The organism is Bacillus sp. FSL R5-0820 (assembly GCF_038593385.1).
Taxonomy (GTDB): Bacteria; Bacillota; Bacilli; order Bacillales; family Bacillaceae; genus Bacillus; species Bacillus altitudinis.
On record NZ_CP151991.1, the window covers coordinates 569,352 to 587,600 of the forward strand.

Sequence of the window (18,249 nt, forward strand, 5' to 3'; positions counted from 1 at the left end):
GGTTCCATTCATGGAACTAGGAATTAGTACATTTGTAGAAACAACACCTGATTTTCAAACAGGAAAAACAGTCAGCCACGCACAGCGTATTCGTGAAGTAGTAGAAGAAATTATTTTAGCAGATCAAGTGGGTCTCGACGTTTTTGGTGTAGGAGAGCATCATCGTGAAGATTTCGCCGCATCAAATCCAGCAGTCGTATTAGCAGCTGCGGCAACGCAAACAAAGAATATTCGTCTGACAAGTGCCGTAACTGTTCTTTCATCGGCAGATCCTGTTCGTGTGTTTCAAGATTTTGCGACATTAGATGGCCTTTCTAATGGGCGTGCAGAGATCATGGCTGGCCGCGGATCATTTATTGAATCGTTCCCGCTTTTTGGCTATGACTTAGATGATTATGAAGAATTATTTGAAGAAAAACTAGATTTACTGTTGAAATTACAGCAGTCAGAGCGTGTGACGTGGAGCGGTAAGCACCGTCCAGCCATTCAGGATGTCGGCGTATACCCAAGACCTGTTCAAGATCCGCTTCCCATCTGGATTGGCAGTGGAGGAAACAGAGAATCTGTCGTACGTGCTGGATTATTAGGATTACCACTTGTCCTTGCCATTATTGGCGGCAGCCCTAGACAGTTCGCACCGCTAGTGCAGCTCTACAAGCAAGCTGCGATTCACGCTGGACATGATCCTGAGAAATTAACGGTGGCATCCCATTCACATGGATTTGTTGCGGAGGAAACAGAATTGGCAGCAGATCAATTCTTCCCTTCTACACAGCATGTCATGAATACATTAGCAAGAGAACGAGGCTGGGGACCTTATACCCGTTCTACATTCGATGCAGCAAGAACATTAGAAGGTGCATTGTATGTAGGAGATCCAGATGCCGTGGCAGAGAAAGTGATTCATCTGCGAAAAAATGTAGGCATTACGCGCTTCATGCTGCACGTACCGGTCGGTTCGATGCCGCATGATCAAGTGCTGAAAGCTATTGAGTTATTTGGAAAAGAAGTGGCTCCTAAAGTAAGAGAAGAGGTTGCCCGCTGGGAAGCCGAACAAGCATAACAAAAAAGTCGATCAAGGGAATAGGCTTGATCGACTTTTTCTTATGCTTAAGGATCAATAACACATGGTTTCACTGTAGGGCATGAAGCAGCAGAAGCAAATGGTGTGGCCGTCAAGGTGAAGAGGAAAACAAGTTGAAAACAGATAAGCCATTTTTTCATGAAATCACCTCCGTTATCAATTGTTTCACTAGAAACGAGATGAGGATAAAAGCATAGAAGTATGTAACACCCTCTATCCAGTATAAGACAATCATATCATAATTTTCAAAAAAATGAAAAAATAACTTACGAAAGTTCTAAATTATGGTATGGTTAATATGTTCAACAAAAAAAGGGAGGGATTTTTGTATGAAAAAGGTCATAACTTCTGTTTTGGTTGGAGCAATTGTTTTAACGGGTGCGGGTGTCACCGCTGTCCCGGTAGAAGCGAAGGGGAAAGTAAACAGTGAAGTTACGGTACAAGCAAGTCGAACCGTCTCGGAAACGAGAACATATACGACGTCAAACATCCCATCAAGTATTACATATGCAAAGGATGGATGGGTCGGTATTCTCTATCAATCGTCAATTGAAGAGTTAGGTTTAGGAAAATATAGAGTTACCTTTACTGGAACGGTTGTACGCGATCCAGGATTTAATTAAATAAAATGTAAAGCTGACAGGTGGACAAGCCTGTCAGCTTTTTTTAATGGGGATAATAAAGAATCATTTGCAGCCGGACCATCTGTTCTCCTGATTGTTTATACTCATGGGCACGGTCAGCTTTAAACCGAATCGAGTCGCCAGCTTGTAATGTGTATTGCTCATCACCGATCGATAAATCAAGTGCTCCCTCAAACACGGTAATCAATTCCTCTGTACCGCCGATATGTTCTTCCGCACTTAACGACCCATGAGGATCAATTTCTACCTGATAGACTTCAAATTTTCTCAGGTCATCAAATGGGAACGTCGTATATACCCGATACCTTCCCTCGTCCTCGGTTAAAACTTGTCCGTCTTCTTTTCGCACAAACTTAATCTCAGGCTGCGGTGCGTATATGAGTTCACTAAAAGACACCTTCAACCCATTGGCGATTTTCCACAGAGTGGTGATGGTCGGTGTGGATTCTCCTCTTTCGATTTGCCCAATCATCGTTTTACTCACACTTGTTACCTCAGCCATCTTTTCTAGGCTTAATTTCTTTTGCTCTCTTAGCAGTTTGACATTTCTAGCAATAATCGATTGTACATCCTCCATCAAAAAAACTCCTTTCTTCATTTACTTTATAACGACTGAATAGTACAATAAAACGTAATATATACGCAATAAAGACTTTTAAGTCTAAATAACGTATGAAAAGGAGGTAACGATTTGATTGTTTCCATGTTGATTTATGCTTTTGTTACCAGCTTCACCCCTGGGCCGAATAATATCATGGCGATGGTCTTTACGAATAAATATGGGGTCAAGCAAACATTTCGATTTTGTTTAGGGGTTGGGATCGGATTTTTGGTCATTTTATGTTTGAGCGGTTTTTTCAATATGATTCTTTATCAAGTCATGCCGAAAATCGGCTGGGTCATGGCTTTCATTGGAGCCGGTTACATGATCTATTTAGCTGTCAAAATCATGAGAAGTAAAGGCGGAGATGACGAAACACTAGACCGCTATAATCATTTTATCCCGGGGATGCTGCTGCAATTTATTAATCCGAAAGCCATCTTGTATGGGTTAACCGTCATTTCCACTTTTGTTCTGCCGTATGGACAGTCCAATATGCAATACATGTTGTTGACGTTGATTCTCGCCATCATTGGTTTTTTAGGCACATTTAGCTGGAGTTTATTTGGCTCTGTATTCAAGCGTTTTTTGACTCTTTATCAGCGGCCGTTCCAGTTCGTCATGGGGCTGCTGCTTATGTATAGTGCGATTTCGATGATCTGGAGTTATGTCATGTAAGCGGTCAGGAGACTGGCCGCTGCCTGCCCAGCACAACCGTATCATAATACATGCCGTCCGCCAGCCGTTTATCTTTTTTTAACAAGCCTTCAATCTCAAAGCCATAGTGTTCATATAAACGAATGGCTTTTTGATTGGTTTCCATTACTTGAAGTGACATCTTTTGAATGCCTTGCTGATCTGCCCAGTCAATCGATGCAGCTAAAAGTTCTTTCCCGATGTGATAGCCCCAAGCGGCCTTCTGTACGGCGACGCCAAACGTTACTTTGTGAGCAGAGCGCTTAAGAGAATGCCCTTCGCATCTTGAAAAACCGACAATGTCTCCTTCAATATCTGCAACTAAAAAGAGATGACGGCATTCCTTGGAATCCTCTTGAATCAACGCCTCGAACCCTTTCTCATCAATAAAAGCTTCACCCGGTTCGCGATCTAAATATTCGGTTTCACCATCGATTTTCAGTCTGAGAGCTGATAACTGTTTGGCATCTGCTAATGCAGCAGATCGAATACGATAAGTCACACCACGTACAGTGAACATACTTTCAGAAATGATCATTGAACAGACCACCAACCTTTCATTCCATTATGTCTATCATACCTGAAACGCGCACACAGCACACTCAGATGTTTGGTTCTTTTTGGTGTCATGGCGTAGATCTTACCCTTCTCAGATGATTTAATAATAAAAAAGATTGTAGAAAAACATGAGTTTCTCTACAATCTCAATGTAAATAATAAAAAGTTTCACATTTTTAGATTTCTAGATAAACAATCCTTTTAGATTGTTGTCCGAAATCAAATCTCATGTACCTTCAATCCGGATTATATTTGGTGCCTCTGAATTGTAATCGAGGTAATGTGTGCAATTCCAAAAAGTGTTCAATTCATAGTTATCGCCCGATTCGTCTTTAAAATAGTAATCATAATGCTCAGTATTAGTGATGATCAGGCGGTATTTGAATATTTTACGAGGGCTATGATATGGATTTCGATCATATAAAGCATATTCTGTAATGGCTGCTGTTTGCTTTACTTCATTACTAGTTTTTTGAACCGCTGAGTTTTTTACAGGCCAATTTACAGAAATACTAAAAGGTTTCTTATTTGAAACCCGATTTTGCGTTTCATCATCTAAAGGCTCATCTTCCACATAGCCAACTCGATATATTCCTCCGTTTTCATTTTCATATTCTTTCCAAATGATATTCTGCTCATTGTCATTTGTATCAGTCATTATTCTTTTCATCCTTTCTTATATTTCTATTAATAAGATTTCCATAGCAACTTATTAATATTCGTGGTAGTTCAAATACGAACAGTAAACATGTATTCACGAATACATCGATCTGACGACCACCCTTTCGTCTAATCACTGAAACGTCCACACAGCACACTCAGATGTTTTGTCATGTGCAAAAAGGCTAAATAAACAGTATCAAACGTGGAGGTGGAACAAATGAGTGAACAAAATGGACATATGGATAAAGCGAAAGGAAAAACAAATCAAGTCAAAGGTCAAATGAAAGAAAAACTTGGCGAAGCGACAGATCATGAAAACCTGAAAGCAGAAGGAAAGAAAGATCAAGTAAAAGGAAAGCTTCAAGATAAAAAAGGTGACGTGAAAAATAAGCTGAATCACTAGTTTGCACATACTTACAGGTACTTGCCCCATGTATCCATCATCCCATTCCTTTCATCAATAAAATGAATAGGTGTGTGAAAAGAATTGATTATAAATTCTCGCTTCCGTCATGTAGACTTTAAATAGAAGACATGAACAAGGGAGATGGATGACTTGGAGCAAGTATGGGGGAAAGTTGACGAGTATATCAAAGACAAATTGATGGCTAAAGATGACGTATTGGAGCAAACTCTTATCAAGAATAAGCAAGCCGGATTACCAGAAATAGATGTGTCGCCGGCCCAAGGAAAACTGCTTTATTTGTTAGCAAAAACCAAGGGTGCAAAGCGCATTTTAGAAATCGGTACACTTGGCGGTTATAGTACCATTTGGCTTGCCCGTGCACTTGAAGCGGATGGAGAACTCATGACATTAGAGGCTGTCAGTCATCATGCAGAAACAGCACAGCAAAACATAGACAGAGCAGGCCTAGCAGAACGTGTCACCATTTTACAAGGAAAAGCGTTAGATACTTTATCTCAGTTAAAAGAGCAGGATACGCTCCCGTTCGATTTGATTTTCATTGATGCAGACAAACCAAACAACCCGCAATATCTGAAGTGGGCGTTACACTTCTCAAAAAAGGGAACAGTCATTATTGCAGACAATGTGGTCAGAAATGGAGCAGTTCTTCATGCCTCTGATCAAGATGAGCGAGTGAAGGGAACTCGTGAATTCTTCGATTTACTCAAACAAGAGTCGAGAATTGAGGCAACCGCTATTCAAACTGTTGGCGAAAAAGGCTATGACGGCTTTGTATACGGTATCGTAAAATGAAAAAAGCTTAACCGCATCCGGTTAAGCTTTTTCTATTAGAAAAACCATCTAGCTGTGCCCATCAGCATGACGCCTACTAGAACGGTGAGGGACAAGCTTTTTGTCCAAACAGCGATTAACACAGTTGGAACCAAGACAGCAAGGTACATCCAGTGAATGGTGACGCCTGCTGTAGTATGTATGAATAGATGCTCTGCAATCAAAGCAGTAAATATACAAATGGGGATAAACGATAACCATTTGAGCACCACTTCTGGCATCTGTATACTCCTTACAAATAAAAATGGAACGACTCTTGGGATGATGGTCACAATCATACAGCCAAGAATGAGCCATAACATAAAACTGCTAATCATTTATCTGTCACCACCCCAATAGTGGCAACAAGCACAGTTGCCAACAAAACAGCCACGTGTGAAGGAACAAAATGAAGCAGCACAAACATCGCAACAAACATATATAAAACAAGTGATAAGCGATGGGTGAGCTTATTTTTTGGCACCGTCTGTAAAGAAAGAATGAGCAGCGCAGCAAACATCGCGGATAGGGCAAAATCAAGACCAAGCGCCTCTGGATTTGAAATCCAGTGTCCGAATATTCCGCCAAGTGTACACGCAGCAATCCAGCATAAATAAGCTGTAATGTTCAGTCCATGCATCCATCTGTTATTCAATTTTCCTTGCTGTGCTAATTTATTCATCGCTACGCCAAAGGATTCATCAGTAAGCAGAAGACCAAATCCGATGTTCTGCTTTACAGAGTAGCGTGTAAAATGGGGGGCAAGCGTAAGGCTGAGTAACAAATGCCGTAAATTGACAATGAACGTGGTGAAAATAATAGCGGAAAGAGGGCTTCCTGTCACAAGTAATGCACAGATGATAAACTGTGAAGCGCCAGCATAAATAAAGATAGATAACAGCGCGATCTCCCATATACTTAACTGCGAACTAATGCCAACAATTCCAAAGGCAAACCCAATGCTCATATAACCAAGCAAGGTTGGCACACAATCTTTTATTCCCTCAAGAAACGGTTCGTTTCCGGCAGTGGGAATGTGTTTCCTAGCTTCAACATCCAAATACCTCTACTCCTTTTCTGTGTAAACATCAATTGTTTTACTTACTATAAGAAAACGAATTCATCATGTCAATCCTATTGAACTTCTATTATATGAAGAAACATGGCGATAAAAAGGATTGAAGTGAACCAGATTTTGTTATAAAGTAATCAGAAAATAAACACAATTGGGGTGACTGATATGCAATGGAAGCCTTTATTTGAACATGATGTACCAAATCACCTCCGTCCATAACGGAGAGTGATCTCCGTTTGTGGATATCGCAGTGAATATATCCAGTAACGGAGGGGAAAAAATGAATGGAAAATATATAGGAGCCCTCTACTTAGCGTTAGCTGCTAGTATTTGGGGCGGTATGTATGTAGTGGTCAAAGTAACAGTTACGGTTGTCCCGCCACTTGAGCTCGTCTGGATGAGATATGCAGTAGCTGGAGTCGTTCTTGTGTTCACGATTTGGCGTTTGGGCTACTCTTTTCGGTTAGACAAAAAGGATATCCCGCTGATTGTGTCGATTGGATTGATTGGCAACTTTCTATCGATCGTGACCCAAGAAATTGGCACAATGTATACGTCTGCACAAATGGGTGCCGTCATCACATCGGCCACACCTGCTTTTATGGTGCTTTTCGCTTTCTTTCTATTAAAAGAATCATTCACAGTGAGAAAGTGTGTCTCCATTCTGCTTGCTACAGTAGGTGTACTGACGATGATTGGGCCTGTCGCTGTTCAAACGGATGAGTTTGTTGGCGGTCTTTCGCTGATGATCGCTGCATTAACATGGGCGCTGATGTCTGTTCTTTTGAAACGAGTACCAGGAAAGTATCCTCAAGTAGTGACGACAACATATGCGATCATTGTGGCCTTTATCGTATTAACACCACCTGTCTTGTTTCGTTTGCCTCATCTTGATGTGCAGCAAATGGCAAGACCGGAAATATGGGGCGGCATTCTGTATCTAGGTATCATCTCAACGGCCCTTGCTTTCTTTTTGTGGAATAGAGGGCTTCAACTGATGGACGCTTCAAGCGGTGGTCTGTTTTTCTTCTTTCAACCAATCGTTGGTACGGTCCTTGGATGGCTGCTTCTAGGTGAAGAGATGGGCTTACGTTCGTTTGTTGGGATTTTGTGTATTTTCGCAGGTGTATATACTGTCCTGCGTCAGAGAGAGTAAGATGAGATTCCCCTTGAAGAAGGGGAATTTTCTTTACAATGAATAGATGAGAGATTCATAGAAGGTGGAGGTGAGCAGGATGATCCAGTATCCATTTTTGCAAAAAGGACAAACGATTGGGGTGACAGCACCGTCCTCAGGTGTACAACCCTCTTTGCATGAGATGTTTCAACTGTCTTGCGATCGGATGAAAAAAAGAGGCTATGAAGTCATATGTGGAGAGACAGTATGGCAGCAGGAAAAAGCGAAATCAGCCCCTGCAATCAAGCGAGCAAATGAGTTACAGTGGATGATGACTTGTCATGAGATTGACCACATCATCCCGCCATGGGGCGGACAGCTGCTTATTGAAGTGTTAGAGCATCTTGATTTCTCAGTGATGCAAAAAAAGTGGATTCTTGGTTACTCAGATACAAGTCTCCTTCTATTAGCTTTGACATTAAACACAGGCATTGCGACAGCGCATGGACCGAACCTTGTGGATCTTCAGGGGGAAGAGCTTGATCAGGTGACGGCTATGTGGGAACAAATACTTTCCACTCCAGAGAAAAAGGACGTTACTCAATTTTCTTCTGATATGTATCAAAAGGAATGGCAGTATGACCATCCAAGTATACATGTCTTTCATTTAACCGAACCAACCGCATGGCGTACTGTTGATCACTTAGAGACGACGATGAAGGGAAGACTGATGGGTGGCTGTATTGATGTGATCCGGCACTTAGCTGGCACGCCTTTTGGAGATGTCAAAGCTTTTCAAGAAACATACCTGAAAGGTGAACCCATTCTATGGTATTTTGAAAACTGTGAATTAAATGCTGCGAGCATGAAGAGGTCTCTTGTTCAATTAAAACTAGCAGGCTGGTTTGATCAGTGCTCTGGCATCATGTTTGGCAGGAGTGCAGTGGACACTCCTGTGGAAGGATATGAATATACGGATCTATATGAAGAATTGCATAAGGAATTACAAATACCGATTGTTTACGATATTGATTGTGGACACGTACCGCCTCAAATGACCCTCATTAACGGAGCATATGCGGAGGTGCAGTTGCAACAAGAAGGTAAAGCCGTGCTGAAGCAGACATTTTTGCCATGAAAAAAGGAAAGAGCGACCCCTTTCCTTCATAAATAACATTACATTCCTTTTGTTTCTTCACCTGCTTTTGGAACTTCCCATGCAGACTCTCGGAATACTTTTTCCCATTTAGAAACGACAATACAGGCAACCGCATGTCCAGGAACATTCACGCCTGTTCGAGCCATATCCATAATCCGGTCAACCCCGGCGATAATAGCGACACCTTCTGCTGGCAGACCTACTGCATGAGCTGTTGCCAAAAGAACGACAAGTGACCCAGACGGGACAGCTGCAATGCCTTTGCTTGTTAAAACAAGGACAAGCATCATGAGGAGCTGCTGTGATAAACTCATATCGACACCAAACGCTTGTGCAAGAAACACACAGGAAACCGATAAATATAAACTTGAACCATCGCAATTAAGAGAAAGACCTGACGGGATGACGAAGGAAACGATTCTTTTTGGACAGCCGTATTTCTCCATCCGTGACATGAGCTGTGGAAGAACAGTTTCTGTACTTGTAGTAGAAAAGGCAACCAAAAACAAATCCCAAATCATTTTCAACACTTCGAAGTAGTTAAAACGGAAGATCAGTGCGACAAGAGGGAACAAAACAAATAGAATAATAAACAATCCTAAGAAGACAGTGCCAACAAGTTTCATCATAGGGATTAGTAAAACAATGCCGTATTGTCCGACAGAAGCTGCCATTAATGCTAAAACTCCAATAGGAGCTGTCACCATGACCATTTGTGTGAGCTTAAACATAATTTGTGCTACTGATTCAAAGAAGGTAAGGACAGGAGCGGAAGCCTTCCCAATGCCGCTTGCGGCTACACCGAATAAAATAGCGAAGAAAATCACTGCTAGTAAATCATTCTGAGCCATGACATCGATGATATTGGTTGGAATGATGTCTAAAACCATCTGTTTAAAATCGACGACCTTTTGAGTATAACCATCGAGTTCCCCAATATCTTTCTTAGCTAATTGAGAGAAATCGAGTCCAACGCCTGGCTTTAACACGTTGGCCAATAAAAGTCCGATTCCAAGAACGATGGTCGTAATGACCTCAAACCAAATGATTGTCTTTAATCCGAGACTGCCCATTTTCTTCATTCCACCGCTGCCAGCTGCGCCGATGACAATCGTAGAGAAAACAATAGGGACTACAATCATTTTAATCAATCGGATAAAGCCATCCCCAATGGGCCGCAGTGCCATTCCGAAATCAGGGAAGAAGTGGCCGATAAGAGCTCCTATCACCAAAGCGATCATGATTTGAAAAGCGACAAACTTTTTCATCATCTCCTACCTCCTTTAAATGCATGGAAAAAATTAAGAATTTTCCAATAAATAAAAATTCTAGGTGACCATGTTTTGTCCTCCTTTGGATTTAGAAAGATTTTATTTAAGAATCATTAGAATTATGAAGAAAGAAATGAAATTAGGGCGATTGAAACTCTATTTATCTAACAAAAGAGCACTTCTTAAAAAACATGAAACTTTTTTAGAAAAATGTATTGACCCTTTTGTATGATCCATGGTATATTTTTATTCGTCGCTGATGACGCATCTGAAACGCTGATGCTCAGACAGATACGACAAACAAACTTCAAAAAGATGTTGACTTAATAAAAACGATATGTTAAGATAATTAAGTCGCCTGATTAAGCGCCCGTAGCTCAATTGGATAGAGCGTTTGACTACGGATCAAAAGGTTAGGGGTTCGACTCCTCTCGGGCGCGCCAATAACATTTAACCACGCGGGTGTAGTTTAGTGGTAAAACCTCAGCCTTCCAAGCTGATGTCGTGAGTTCGATTCTCATCACCCGCTCCATTTTGAAAAAAATGATCTTTGAAAACTAAACAAGACAAAACGTACCTGTTAATTCGAGTTTTTATAAAAAAATCCTATGATACTTCATAGGTAGTCAGTCAAACGCTGACGAAAAACAAAACTTCGGTTTTGTACTTTTTCGGAGAGTTTGATCCTGGCTCAGGACGAACGCTGGCGGCGTGCCTAATACATGCAAGTCGAGCGGACAGAAGGGAGCTTGCTCCCGGATGTTAGCGGCGGACGGGTGAGTAACACGTGGGTAACCTGCCTGTAAGACTGGGATAACTCCGGGAAACCGGAGCTAATACCGGATAGTTCCTTGAACCGCATGGTTCAAGGATGAAAGACGGTTTCGGCTGTCACTTACAGATGGACCCGCGGCGCATTAGCTAGTTGGTGAGGTAACGGCTCACCAAGGCGACGATGCGTAGCCGACCTGAGAGGGTGATCGGCCACACTGGGACTGAGACACGGCCCAGACTCCTACGGGAGGCAGCAGTAGGGAATCTTCCGCAATGGACGAAAGTCTGACGGAGCAACGCCGCGTGAGTGATGAAGGTTTTCGGATCGTAAAGCTCTGTTGTTAGGGAAGAACAAGTGCAAGAGTAACTGCTTGCACCTTGACGGTACCTAACCAGAAAGCCACGGCTAACTACGTGCCAGCAGCCGCGGTAATACGTAGGTGGCAAGCGTTGTCCGGAATTATTGGGCGTAAAGGGCTCGCAGGCGGTTTCTTAAGTCTGATGTGAAAGCCCCCGGCTCAACCGGGGAGGGTCATTGGAAACTGGGAAACTTGAGTGCAGAAGAGGAGAGTGGAATTCCACGTGTAGCGGTGAAATGCGTAGAGATGTGGAGGAACACCAGTGGCGAAGGCGACTCTCTGGTCTGTAACTGACGCTGAGGAGCGAAAGCGTGGGGAGCGAACAGGATTAGATACCCTGGTAGTCCACGCCGTAAACGATGAGTGCTAAGTGTTAGGGGGTTTCCGCCCCTTAGTGCTGCAGCTAACGCATTAAGCACTCCGCCTGGGGAGTACGGTCGCAAGACTGAAACTCAAAGGAATTGACGGGGGCCCGCACAAGCGGTGGAGCATGTGGTTTAATTCGAAGCAACGCGAAGAACCTTACCAGGTCTTGACATCCTCTGACAACCCTAGAGATAGGGCTTTCCCTTCGGGGACAGAGTGACAGGTGGTGCATGGTTGTCGTCAGCTCGTGTCGTGAGATGTTGGGTTAAGTCCCGCAACGAGCGCAACCCTTGATCTTAGTTGCCAGCATTCAGTTGGGCACTCTAAGGTGACTGCCGGTGACAAACCGGAGGAAGGTGGGGATGACGTCAAATCATCATGCCCCTTATGACCTGGGCTACACACGTGCTACAATGGACAGAACAAAGGGCTGCGAGACCGCAAGGTTTAGCCAATCCCACAAATCTGTTCTCAGTTCGGATCGCAGTCTGCAACTCGACTGCGTGAAGCTGGAATCGCTAGTAATCGCGGATCAGCATGCCGCGGTGAATACGTTCCCGGGCCTTGTACACACCGCCCGTCACACCACGAGAGTTTGCAACACCCGAAGTCGGTGAGGTAACCTTTATGGAGCCAGCCGCCGAAGGTGGGGCAGATGATTGGGGTGAAGTCGTAACAAGGTAGCCGTATCGGAAGGTGCGGCTGGATCACCTCCTTTCTAAGGATATATGGAGCAGCGTGCGTTTTCGTCTTGTTTAGTTTTGAAGGATCATTCCTTCAAACATGTCTCTAGCGAGACAGGATTGTTCTTTGAAAACTAGATAACAATAAGTAATACATTCACATTGAATGCAATGCAAAGTTCATCACACATAGTGATTCTTTCTAAAGTAAGAAATGGTTAAGTTAGAAAGGGCGCACGGTGGATGCCTTGGCACTAGGAGCCGATGAAGGACGGGACGAACACCGATATGCTTCGGGGAGCTGTAAGCAAGCTTTGATCCGGAGATTTCCGAATGGGGAAACCCACTGCTCGTAATGGAGTAGTATCCATACTTGAATACATAGAGTATGAGAAGGCATACCCGGGGAACTGAAACATCTAAGTACCCGGAGGAAGAGAAAGCAAATGCGATTCCCTGAGTAGCGGCGAGCGAAACGGGAACAGCCCAAACCAAGAGGCTTGCCTCTTGGGGTTGTAGGACACTCTATACGGAGTTACAAAGGAACGATATAAGCGAAGAGGTCTGGAAAGGCCCGCCAAAGAAGGTAACAGCCCTGTAACTGAAATGTTGTTCTCTCCAGAGTGGATCCTGAGTACGGCGGAACACGTGAAATTCCGTCGGAATCCGGGAGGACCATCTCCCAAGGCTAAATACTCCCTAGTGACCGATAGTGAACCAGTACCGTGAGGGAAAGGTGAAAAGCACCCCGGAAGGGGAGTGAAATAGATCCTGAAACCGTGTGCCTACAAGTAGTCAGAGCCCGTTAACGGGTGATGGCGTGCCTTTTGTAGAATGAACCGGCGAGTTACGATCCCGTGCAAGGTTAAGCAGAAGATGCGGAGCCGCAGCGAAAGCGAGTCTGAATAGGGCGCATGAGTACGTGGTCGTAGACCCGAAACCAGGTGATCTACCCATGTCCAGGGTGAAGTTCAGGTAACACTGAATGGAGGCCCGAACCCACGCACGTTGAAAAGTGCGGGGATGAGGTGTGGGTAGGGGTGAAATGCCAATCGAACCTGGAGATAGCTGGTTCTCTCCGAAATAGCTTTAGGGCTAGCCTCAAGGTAAGAGTCTCGGAGGTAGAGCACTGATTGGACTAGGGGCCCCTACCGGGTTACCGAATTCAGTCAAACTCCGAATGCCGATGACTTATCCTTGGGAGTCAGACTGCGAGTGATAAGATCCGTAGTCGAAAGGGAAACAGCCCAGACCGCCAGCTAAGGTCCCAAAGTATACGTTAAGTGGAAAAGGATGTGGAGTTGCTTAGACAACCAGGATGTTGGCTTAGAAGCAGCCACCATTTAAAGAGTGCGTAATAGCTCACTGGTCGAGTGACTCTGCGCCGAAAATGTACCGGGGCTAAACGTATCACCGAAGCTGCGGACTGTTCTTACGAACAGTGGTAGGAGAGCGTTCTAAGTGCAGTGAAGTCAGACCGGAAGGACTGGTGGAGCGCTTAGAAGTGAGAATGCCGGTATGAGTAGCGAAAGACGGGTGAGAATCCCGTCCACCGAATGCCTAAGGTTTCCTGAGGAAGGCTCGTCCGCTCAGGGTTAGTCGGGACCTAAGCCGAGGCCGAAAGGCGTAGGCGATGGACAACAGGTTGATATTCCTGTACCACCTCCTCACCATTTGAGCAATGGGGGGACGCAGGAGGATAGGGTAAGCGCGGTATTGGATATCCGCGTCCAAGCAGTTAGGCTGGGAAATAGGCAAATCCGTTTCCCGTGAAGGCTGAGCTGTGATGGCGAGCGAAATTTAGTAGCGAAGTTCCTGATTCCACACTGCCAAGAAAAGCCTCTAGCGAGGTGAGAGGTGCCCGTACCGCAAACCGACACAGGTAGGCGAGGAGAGAATCCTAAGGTGATCGAGAGAACTCTCGTTAAGGAACTCGGCAAAATGACCCCGTAACTTCGGGAGAAGGGGTGCTTCTTAGGGTGTTAAAGCCCCGAGAAGCCGCAGTGAATAGGCCCAGGCGACTGTTTAGCAAAAACACAGGTCTCTGCGAAGCCGTAAGGCGAAGTATAGGGGCTGACGCCTGCCCGGTGCTGGAAGGTTAAGAGGAGCGCTTAGCGTAAGCGAAGGTGCGAATTGAAGCCCCAGTAAACGGCGGCCGTAACTATAACGGTCCTAAGGTAGCGAAATTCCTTGTCGGGTAAGTTCCGACCCGCACGAAAGGCGCAACGATCTGGGCACTGTCTCAACGAGAGACTCGGTGAAATTATAGTACCTGTGAAGATGCAGGTTACCCGCGACAGGACGGAAAGACCCCGTGGAGCTTTACTGCAGCCTGATATTGAATGTTGGTACAGCTTGTACAGGATAGGTAGGAGCCTTGGAAACCGGAGCGCTAGCTTCGGTGGAGGCATCGGTGGGATACTACCCTGGCTGTATTGACCTTCTAACCCGCTGCCCTTATCGGGCAGGGAGACAGTGTCAGGTGGGCAGTTTGACTGGGGCGGTCGCCTCCTAAAATGTAACGGAGGCGCCCAAAGGTTCCCTCAGAATGGTTGGAAATCATTCGCAGAGTGTAAAGGCACAAGGGAGCTTGACTGCGAGACCTACAAGTCGAGCAGGGACGAAAGTCGGGCTTAGTGATCCGGTGGTTCCGCATGGAAGGGCCATCGCTCAACGGATAAAAGCTACCCCGGGGATAACAGGCTTATCTCCCCCAAGAGTCCACATCGACGGGGAGGTTTGGCACCTCGATGTCGGCTCATCGCATCCTGGGGCTGTAGTCGGTCCCAAGGGTTGGGCTGTTCGCCCATTAAAGCGGTACGCGAGCTGGGTTCAGAACGTCGTGAGACAGTTCGGTCCCTATCCGTCGCGGGCGCAGGAAATTTGAGAGGAGCTGTCCTTAGTACGAGAGGACCGGGATGGACGCACCGCTGGTGTACCAGTTGTTCTGCCAAGGGCATCGCTGGGTAGCTATGTGCGGACGGGATAAGTGCTGAAAGCATCTAAGCATGAAGCCCCCCTCAAGATGAGATTTCCCATTCCGCAAGGAAGTAAGATCCCTGAAAGATGATCAGGTTGATAGGTCTGAGGTGGAAGCGTGGTGACACGTGGAGCTGACAGATACTAATAGATCGAGGACTTAACCTATATTCTAATGTGAAAAATGAACATTGTTATCTAGTTTTGAGAGAACATTCTCTCCATCAGGTTTGGTGGCGATAGCGAAGAGGTCACACCCGTTCCCATACCGAACACGGAAGTTAAGCTCTTCAGCGCCGATGGTAGTTGGGGGTTTCCCCCTGTGAGAGTAGGACGCCGCCAAGCTTGTCATTTTATATCGTCGCGGGGTGGAGCAGTTCGGTAGCTCGTCGGGCTCATAACCCGAAGGTCGCAGGTTCAAATCCTGCCCCCGCAACCAAATTATTTTACCTATTAAATAGGGAGTGCTCATTGAGTACAGCCAAAATGGTCCGGTAGTTCAGTTGGTTAGAATGCCTGCCTGTCACGCAGGAGGTCGCGGGTTCGAGTCCCGTCCGGACCGCCATTTTTATGACTTGTAAACGAAAACGTATAGTTTCGTTTTTTTTTATGTCTTTTTCTTTCAATAAGTATCCTAGATGCAATGAAACTCCTTGTGTTTGGCTACACTAAATGTGATAAGAAAAGATCATGACTTCAACAAACAACGCCTGGTTTTTTTATACCAGGCTTTCTTTATATCGTTTTTAGTTGGAACCGAGGCTCATATTCGCTACACTAATACTAACTGTGTCTGACATCATGTTTGCTAAATCAGTTGATTGTATGAAGGGGCTGTCTTTTATGGATGAATTTGATCTTATTCGCCGAATTACACCAAAAGAAACGCATCAGCGTTCTTTGGTCATGGGCATCGGTGATGATGCTAGTGTTTATCAACCTCATTCACATTGTGAAGAGGTCGTTTGTGTTGATACAATGGTAGAGCATGTTCATTTTCGATTTGATTTTTCCACACCCTTTGAGGTTGGATTTAAAGCGCTGGCAGTGAATATCAGTGATATCGCAGCCATGGGAGGAACCCCTAAGTATTATCTTGTATCAATCGCGATCCCGCCTCATGGGGATGAAGCAATTGTCGCATCATTTTACGAGGGAATGAAAGCATTGGCTGACACATATCATATGGATTTAATCGGTGGAGATACAGTAGCCACCCGCAGTGACTTTGTCATCACAGTAACGGTCATTGGTGAGATTCCAAAGGGAACAGCCTGTTACCGTCATAGTGCTCAGACAGGAGACGTTGTCTTTGTCACAGGTGAACTAGGTTCATCAGCTGCTGGGCTATCCCTTTTAATGAATGAAGTAAATGCTGCACATTCGATTGACACTGCTTTTTTTCTAGAGCGACACAAAATGCCGCAGCCGCATATTGCTGCTGGCCTTATTTGTTCAAGCTTCCCCCGGGTGACCTTGAATGATGTGAGTGACGGATTAGCGAGTGAGTTAAACGAAATAGCGGAAGCCAGTCGTGTGACGATTGAAATTGAAGCTGATCAGCTCCCAAAACATCCACATCTACCGTTGTTACATAAAGAGTGGCTTGAATGGGTCTTGTTCGGTGGAGAGGATTTTGTCTTAACTGGTACGATCCCTGAAACGGATTGGAAGCGATTTGAGACGCAATGTAAAAAAGAACACATTCAGGTCACGCGTATTGGACAAGTCAAAGATGATCGAGCGTCCAGCGTTATTTTAAAAGACCATGATCAACAAACAATTTTAATGAAAAAAGGATATAATCATTTTAAGAAATGAGGTGACTCCACCATGAAGTTAACGTGGACAACAAAAGGTGCGGATGAGACGAAACGAATTGCTGCTGCCTTGGCTACACTTGTGATGCCTGGCGATGTCTTAACATTAGAAGGAGACTTAGGTGCAGGTAAAACGACTTTTTCAAAAGGTTTTGCAGAAGGCTTAGGTATTACCCGTATCGTCAACAGCCCTACTTTTACAATTATTAAAGAATATACGGATGGCAGACTGCCACTTTATCATATGGATGTGTATCGTATGGAAGATGCGGAAGAAGATATTGGACTGGGCGAATATTTTGAGGGGGAAGGTGTGTGTTTGGTTGAATGGGCACATCTCATTGAACCTCAATTGCCTTCATCGTATTTAAAAATTGAAATGCTGAGAACAGAACGTGAAGAAGAACGTCATCTCACGTTTTATGCAAAAGGGGAGCGTTATGAGGCCCTTTGTAAGGAGATGAAAGACATTGACCATACTGGCAATTGATACGTCAAACCATACACTCGGAATAGCTCTTGTTCGTGATGACACTGTGGTTGGGGAAAGTATTACGTACTTAAAGAAGAATCATTCAGTACGTGCAATGCCGACAGTTGAAGCACTGATGAAAGAATGCGGCGTAGGACCGAGCGAATTAAGCAAAATTGTTGTAGCCAAAGGGCCCGGTTCTTACACTGGCGTTAGAATCGGTGTGACCATTGCAAAAACACTTGCTTGGACGCTGTCTATTCCGATAGCTGCTGTTTCAAGTTTAGAAACGCTGGCGGCAAATGCTCGATATTTTGATGGAATGATTTCTCCTATATTTGATGCAAGAAGAGGACAAGTTTATACAGGGTTATATACATTTGAAGGTGGAAAGATAAAAGAAGTGAAACCAGATCAAAATATCCTGCTCACTGATTGGCTTCAAGAGCTGAAAAAGGAAGGGAACCCTGTTTTATTTCTTGGACATGATGTGCATCTTCATCAAGAGAATATACTCTCCATACTTGGAGAAACCGCCGTTTTAGCAGACGAGGCATTTCACAACCCAAGACCTTCAGTGCTCGCATTTTTGGGGGCAGACCGCCCTGCTGAAGATGTCCATCAGCTTGTTCCTAATTATATTCGTTTGGCAGAAGCGGAAGTGAAATGGCTTGAAGGACAAAAATAATCT

General features: G+C 44.6%; 16 protein-coding genes, 4 tRNA genes and 3 rRNA genes. 17 read left to right on the plus strand and 6 right to left on the minus strand.

The features are described 5' to 3' along the window. The first annotated feature begins 10 nt into the window (after positions 1 to 10). Together NST15_RS02855 and NST15_RS02860 are read left to right on the plus strand one after the other, a co-directional pair. Entirely contained in the window at positions 11 to 1,063 is a 1,053-nt protein-coding gene (locus NST15_RS02855) for an LLM class flavin-dependent oxidoreductase (protein ID WP_017358431.1), read from the plus strand. A 350-nt stretch (positions 1,064 to 1,413) separates the two neighbouring features. Then, positions 1,414 to 1,707 (plus strand): hypothetical protein, encoded by a 294-nt coding sequence (locus tag NST15_RS02860; RefSeq protein ID WP_008346693.1) that lies wholly within the window; start codon positions 1,414 to 1,416, stop codon positions 1,705 to 1,707. 43 nt (positions 1,708 to 1,750) lie between these two features. On the opposite strand, the gene NST15_RS02865 is transcribed toward NST15_RS02860, so the two are convergent. Continuing rightward, the gene (locus NST15_RS02865) at positions 1,751 to 2,305 is read right to left on the minus strand and encodes an XRE family transcriptional regulator (RefSeq protein ID WP_019743585.1); all 555 of its coding nucleotides are present in this window, start codon (positions 2,303 to 2,305) and stop codon (positions 1,751 to 1,753) included. Positions 2,306 to 2,419: 114 nt separating this feature from the next. Here NST15_RS02865 and NST15_RS02870 point away from each other — a divergent pair, with 114 nt between their 5' ends. Beyond that, a complete protein-coding gene (locus tag NST15_RS02870) occupies positions 2,420 to 3,007 on the plus strand; it encodes a LysE family transporter (protein WP_007496397.1) in 588 nt (195 codons plus the stop codon). A gap of 4 nt (positions 3,008 to 3,011) precedes the next feature. Here the strand turns inward: NST15_RS02870 and NST15_RS02875 are convergent, their stop codons facing one another. Beyond that, positions 3,012 to 3,563 carry a GNAT family N-acetyltransferase gene (locus NST15_RS02875; RefSeq protein ID WP_342498835.1) on the minus strand — a complete coding sequence of 184 codons (552 nt, stop codon included), beginning with the start codon at positions 3,561 to 3,563 and terminating at the stop codon, positions 3,012 to 3,014. A 246-nt stretch (positions 3,564 to 3,809) separates the two neighbouring features. After that, entirely contained in the window at positions 3,810 to 4,241 is a 432-nt protein-coding gene (locus NST15_RS02880) for a hypothetical protein (protein ID WP_017366694.1), read from the minus strand. A gap of 222 nt (positions 4,242 to 4,463) precedes the next feature. Between NST15_RS02880 and NST15_RS02885 the strand changes: the two genes are divergently transcribed. Continuing rightward, a complete protein-coding gene (locus NST15_RS02885; RefSeq protein ID WP_058214390.1) occupies positions 4,464 to 4,649 on the plus strand; it encodes a CsbD family protein in 186 nt (61 codons plus the stop codon). Positions 4,650 to 4,802: 153 nt separating this feature from the next. Next, positions 4,803 to 5,465, plus strand: coding sequence for an O-methyltransferase (locus NST15_RS02890; protein ID WP_008346684.1), 663 nt, complete (start codon positions 4,803 to 4,805; stop codon positions 5,463 to 5,465). A 35-nt stretch (positions 5,466 to 5,500) separates the two neighbouring features. Here the strand turns inward: NST15_RS02890 and NST15_RS02895 are convergent, their stop codons facing one another. Further along, entirely contained in the window at positions 5,501 to 5,821 is a 321-nt protein-coding gene (locus NST15_RS02895) for an AzlD domain-containing protein (RefSeq protein WP_008346681.1), read from the minus strand. Next, positions 5,818 to 6,543 (minus strand): AzlC family ABC transporter permease, encoded by a 726-nt coding sequence (locus NST15_RS02900; protein WP_007496390.1) that lies wholly within the window; start codon positions 6,541 to 6,543, stop codon positions 5,818 to 5,820. The genes NST15_RS02895 and NST15_RS02900 overlap by 4 nt, the downstream gene beginning before the upstream one ends. A gap of 295 nt (positions 6,544 to 6,838) precedes the next feature. Between NST15_RS02900 and NST15_RS02905 the strand changes: the two genes are divergently transcribed. Next, a complete protein-coding gene (locus tag NST15_RS02905) occupies positions 6,839 to 7,714 on the plus strand; it encodes a DMT family transporter (RefSeq protein WP_342498836.1) in 876 nt (291 codons plus the stop codon). Positions 7,715 to 7,793: 79 nt separating this feature from the next. Then, entirely contained in the window at positions 7,794 to 8,813 is a 1,020-nt protein-coding gene (locus NST15_RS02910) for a S66 peptidase family protein (protein WP_342498837.1), read from the plus strand. Positions 8,814 to 8,851: 38 nt separating this feature from the next. Here the strand turns inward: NST15_RS02910 and gltP are convergent, their stop codons facing one another. Continuing rightward, the gene (gene gltP / locus NST15_RS02915; RefSeq protein ID WP_024719154.1) at positions 8,852 to 10,102 is read right to left on the minus strand and encodes a glutamate-aspartate/proton symporter GltP; all 1,251 of its coding nucleotides are present in this window, start codon (positions 10,100 to 10,102) and stop codon (positions 8,852 to 8,854) included. 369 nt (positions 10,103 to 10,471) lie between these two features. On the opposite strand from gltP, the gene NST15_RS02920 reads away from it, so the two are divergent. The 10 genes from NST15_RS02920 (at position 10,472) to tsaB (ending at position 18,246) form a co-directional block, all read left to right on the plus strand. Continuing rightward, positions 10,472 to 10,548 (plus strand) — tRNA-Arg (locus NST15_RS02920). 15 nt (positions 10,549 to 10,563) lie between these two features. Further along, positions 10,564 to 10,637 (plus strand) — tRNA-Gly (locus tag NST15_RS02925). A 136-nt stretch (positions 10,638 to 10,773) separates the two neighbouring features. Continuing rightward, positions 10,774 to 12,322, plus strand: a 16S ribosomal RNA gene (locus tag NST15_RS02930). Positions 12,323 to 12,503: 181 nt separating this feature from the next. Continuing rightward, a 23S ribosomal RNA gene (locus NST15_RS02935) occupies positions 12,504 to 15,434 on the plus strand. A gap of 61 nt (positions 15,435 to 15,495) precedes the next feature. Then, positions 15,496 to 15,611, plus strand: a 5S ribosomal RNA gene (gene rrf, locus NST15_RS02940). The 16S, 23S and 5S rRNA genes sit together here with 4 tRNA genes alongside, the layout of an rRNA operon. Before the next feature lie 17 nt (positions 15,612 to 15,628). Further along, positions 15,629 to 15,705, plus strand: a tRNA-Met gene (locus NST15_RS02945). Between the two features lie 49 nt (positions 15,706 to 15,754). After that, a tRNA-Asp gene (locus tag NST15_RS02950) sits at positions 15,755 to 15,831 on the plus strand. Positions 15,832 to 16,109: 278 nt separating this feature from the next. Further along, positions 16,110 to 17,087, plus strand: a complete 978-nt coding sequence (thiL, locus tag NST15_RS02955) for a thiamine-phosphate kinase (RefSeq protein ID WP_048002239.1) — start codon at positions 16,110 to 16,112, stop codon at positions 17,085 to 17,087. 12 nt (positions 17,088 to 17,099) lie between these two features. Then, positions 17,100 to 17,576, plus strand: a complete 477-nt coding sequence (gene tsaE / locus NST15_RS02960; protein WP_007496038.1) for a tRNA (adenosine(37)-N6)-threonylcarbamoyltransferase complex ATPase subunit type 1 TsaE — start codon at positions 17,100 to 17,102, stop codon at positions 17,574 to 17,576. After that, on the plus strand, positions 17,557 to 18,246 hold the full coding sequence (tsaB, locus tag NST15_RS02965) for a tRNA (adenosine(37)-N6)-threonylcarbamoyltransferase complex dimerization subunit type 1 TsaB (RefSeq protein WP_336750499.1): 690 nt from the start codon (positions 17,557 to 17,559) through the stop codon (positions 18,244 to 18,246). The genes tsaE and tsaB overlap by 20 nt, the downstream gene beginning before the upstream one ends. The last annotated feature ends 3 nt before the right edge of the window (positions 18,247 to 18,249 follow it).

Excerpts from the sequence above, each read along its gene's own strand:
- NST15_RS02905 (WP_342498836.1), top strand. The coding sequence starts at position 6,839 with ATGAATGGAAAATATATAGGAGCCCTCTACTTAGCGTTAGCTGCTAGT.
- gltP (WP_024719154.1), bottom strand. The coding sequence starts at position 10,102 with ATGAAAAAGTTTGTCGCTTTTCAAATCATGATCGCTTTGGTGATAGGA.
- NST15_RS02880 (WP_017366694.1), bottom strand. The coding sequence starts at position 4,241 with ATGACTGATACAAATGACAATGAGCAGAATATCATTTGGAAAGAATAT.
- NST15_RS02875 (WP_342498835.1), bottom strand. The coding sequence starts at position 3,563 with ATGATCATTTCTGAAAGTATGTTCACTGTACGTGGTGTGACTTATCGT.
- NST15_RS02860 (WP_008346693.1), top strand. The coding sequence starts at position 1,414 with ATGAAAAAGGTCATAACTTCTGTTTTGGTTGGAGCAATTGTTTTAACG.
- tsaE (WP_007496038.1), top strand. The coding sequence starts at position 17,100 with ATGAAGTTAACGTGGACAACAAAAGGTGCGGATGAGACGAAACGAATT.
- thiL (WP_048002239.1), top strand. The coding sequence starts at position 16,110 with ATGGATGAATTTGATCTTATTCGCCGAATTACACCAAAAGAAACGCAT.
- NST15_RS02865 (WP_019743585.1), bottom strand. The coding sequence starts at position 2,305 with ATGGAGGATGTACAATCGATTATTGCTAGAAATGTCAAACTGCTAAGA.
- NST15_RS02910 (WP_342498837.1), top strand. The coding sequence starts at position 7,794 with ATGATCCAGTATCCATTTTTGCAAAAAGGACAAACGATTGGGGTGACA.
- NST15_RS02855 (WP_017358431.1), top strand. The coding sequence starts at position 11 with ATGGAACTAGGAATTAGTACATTTGTAGAAACAACACCTGATTTTCAA.
- NST15_RS02885 (WP_058214390.1), top strand. The coding sequence starts at position 4,464 with ATGAGTGAACAAAATGGACATATGGATAAAGCGAAAGGAAAAACAAAT.
- NST15_RS02895 (WP_008346681.1), bottom strand. The coding sequence starts at position 5,821 with ATGATTAGCAGTTTTATGTTATGGCTCATTCTTGGCTGTATGATTGTG.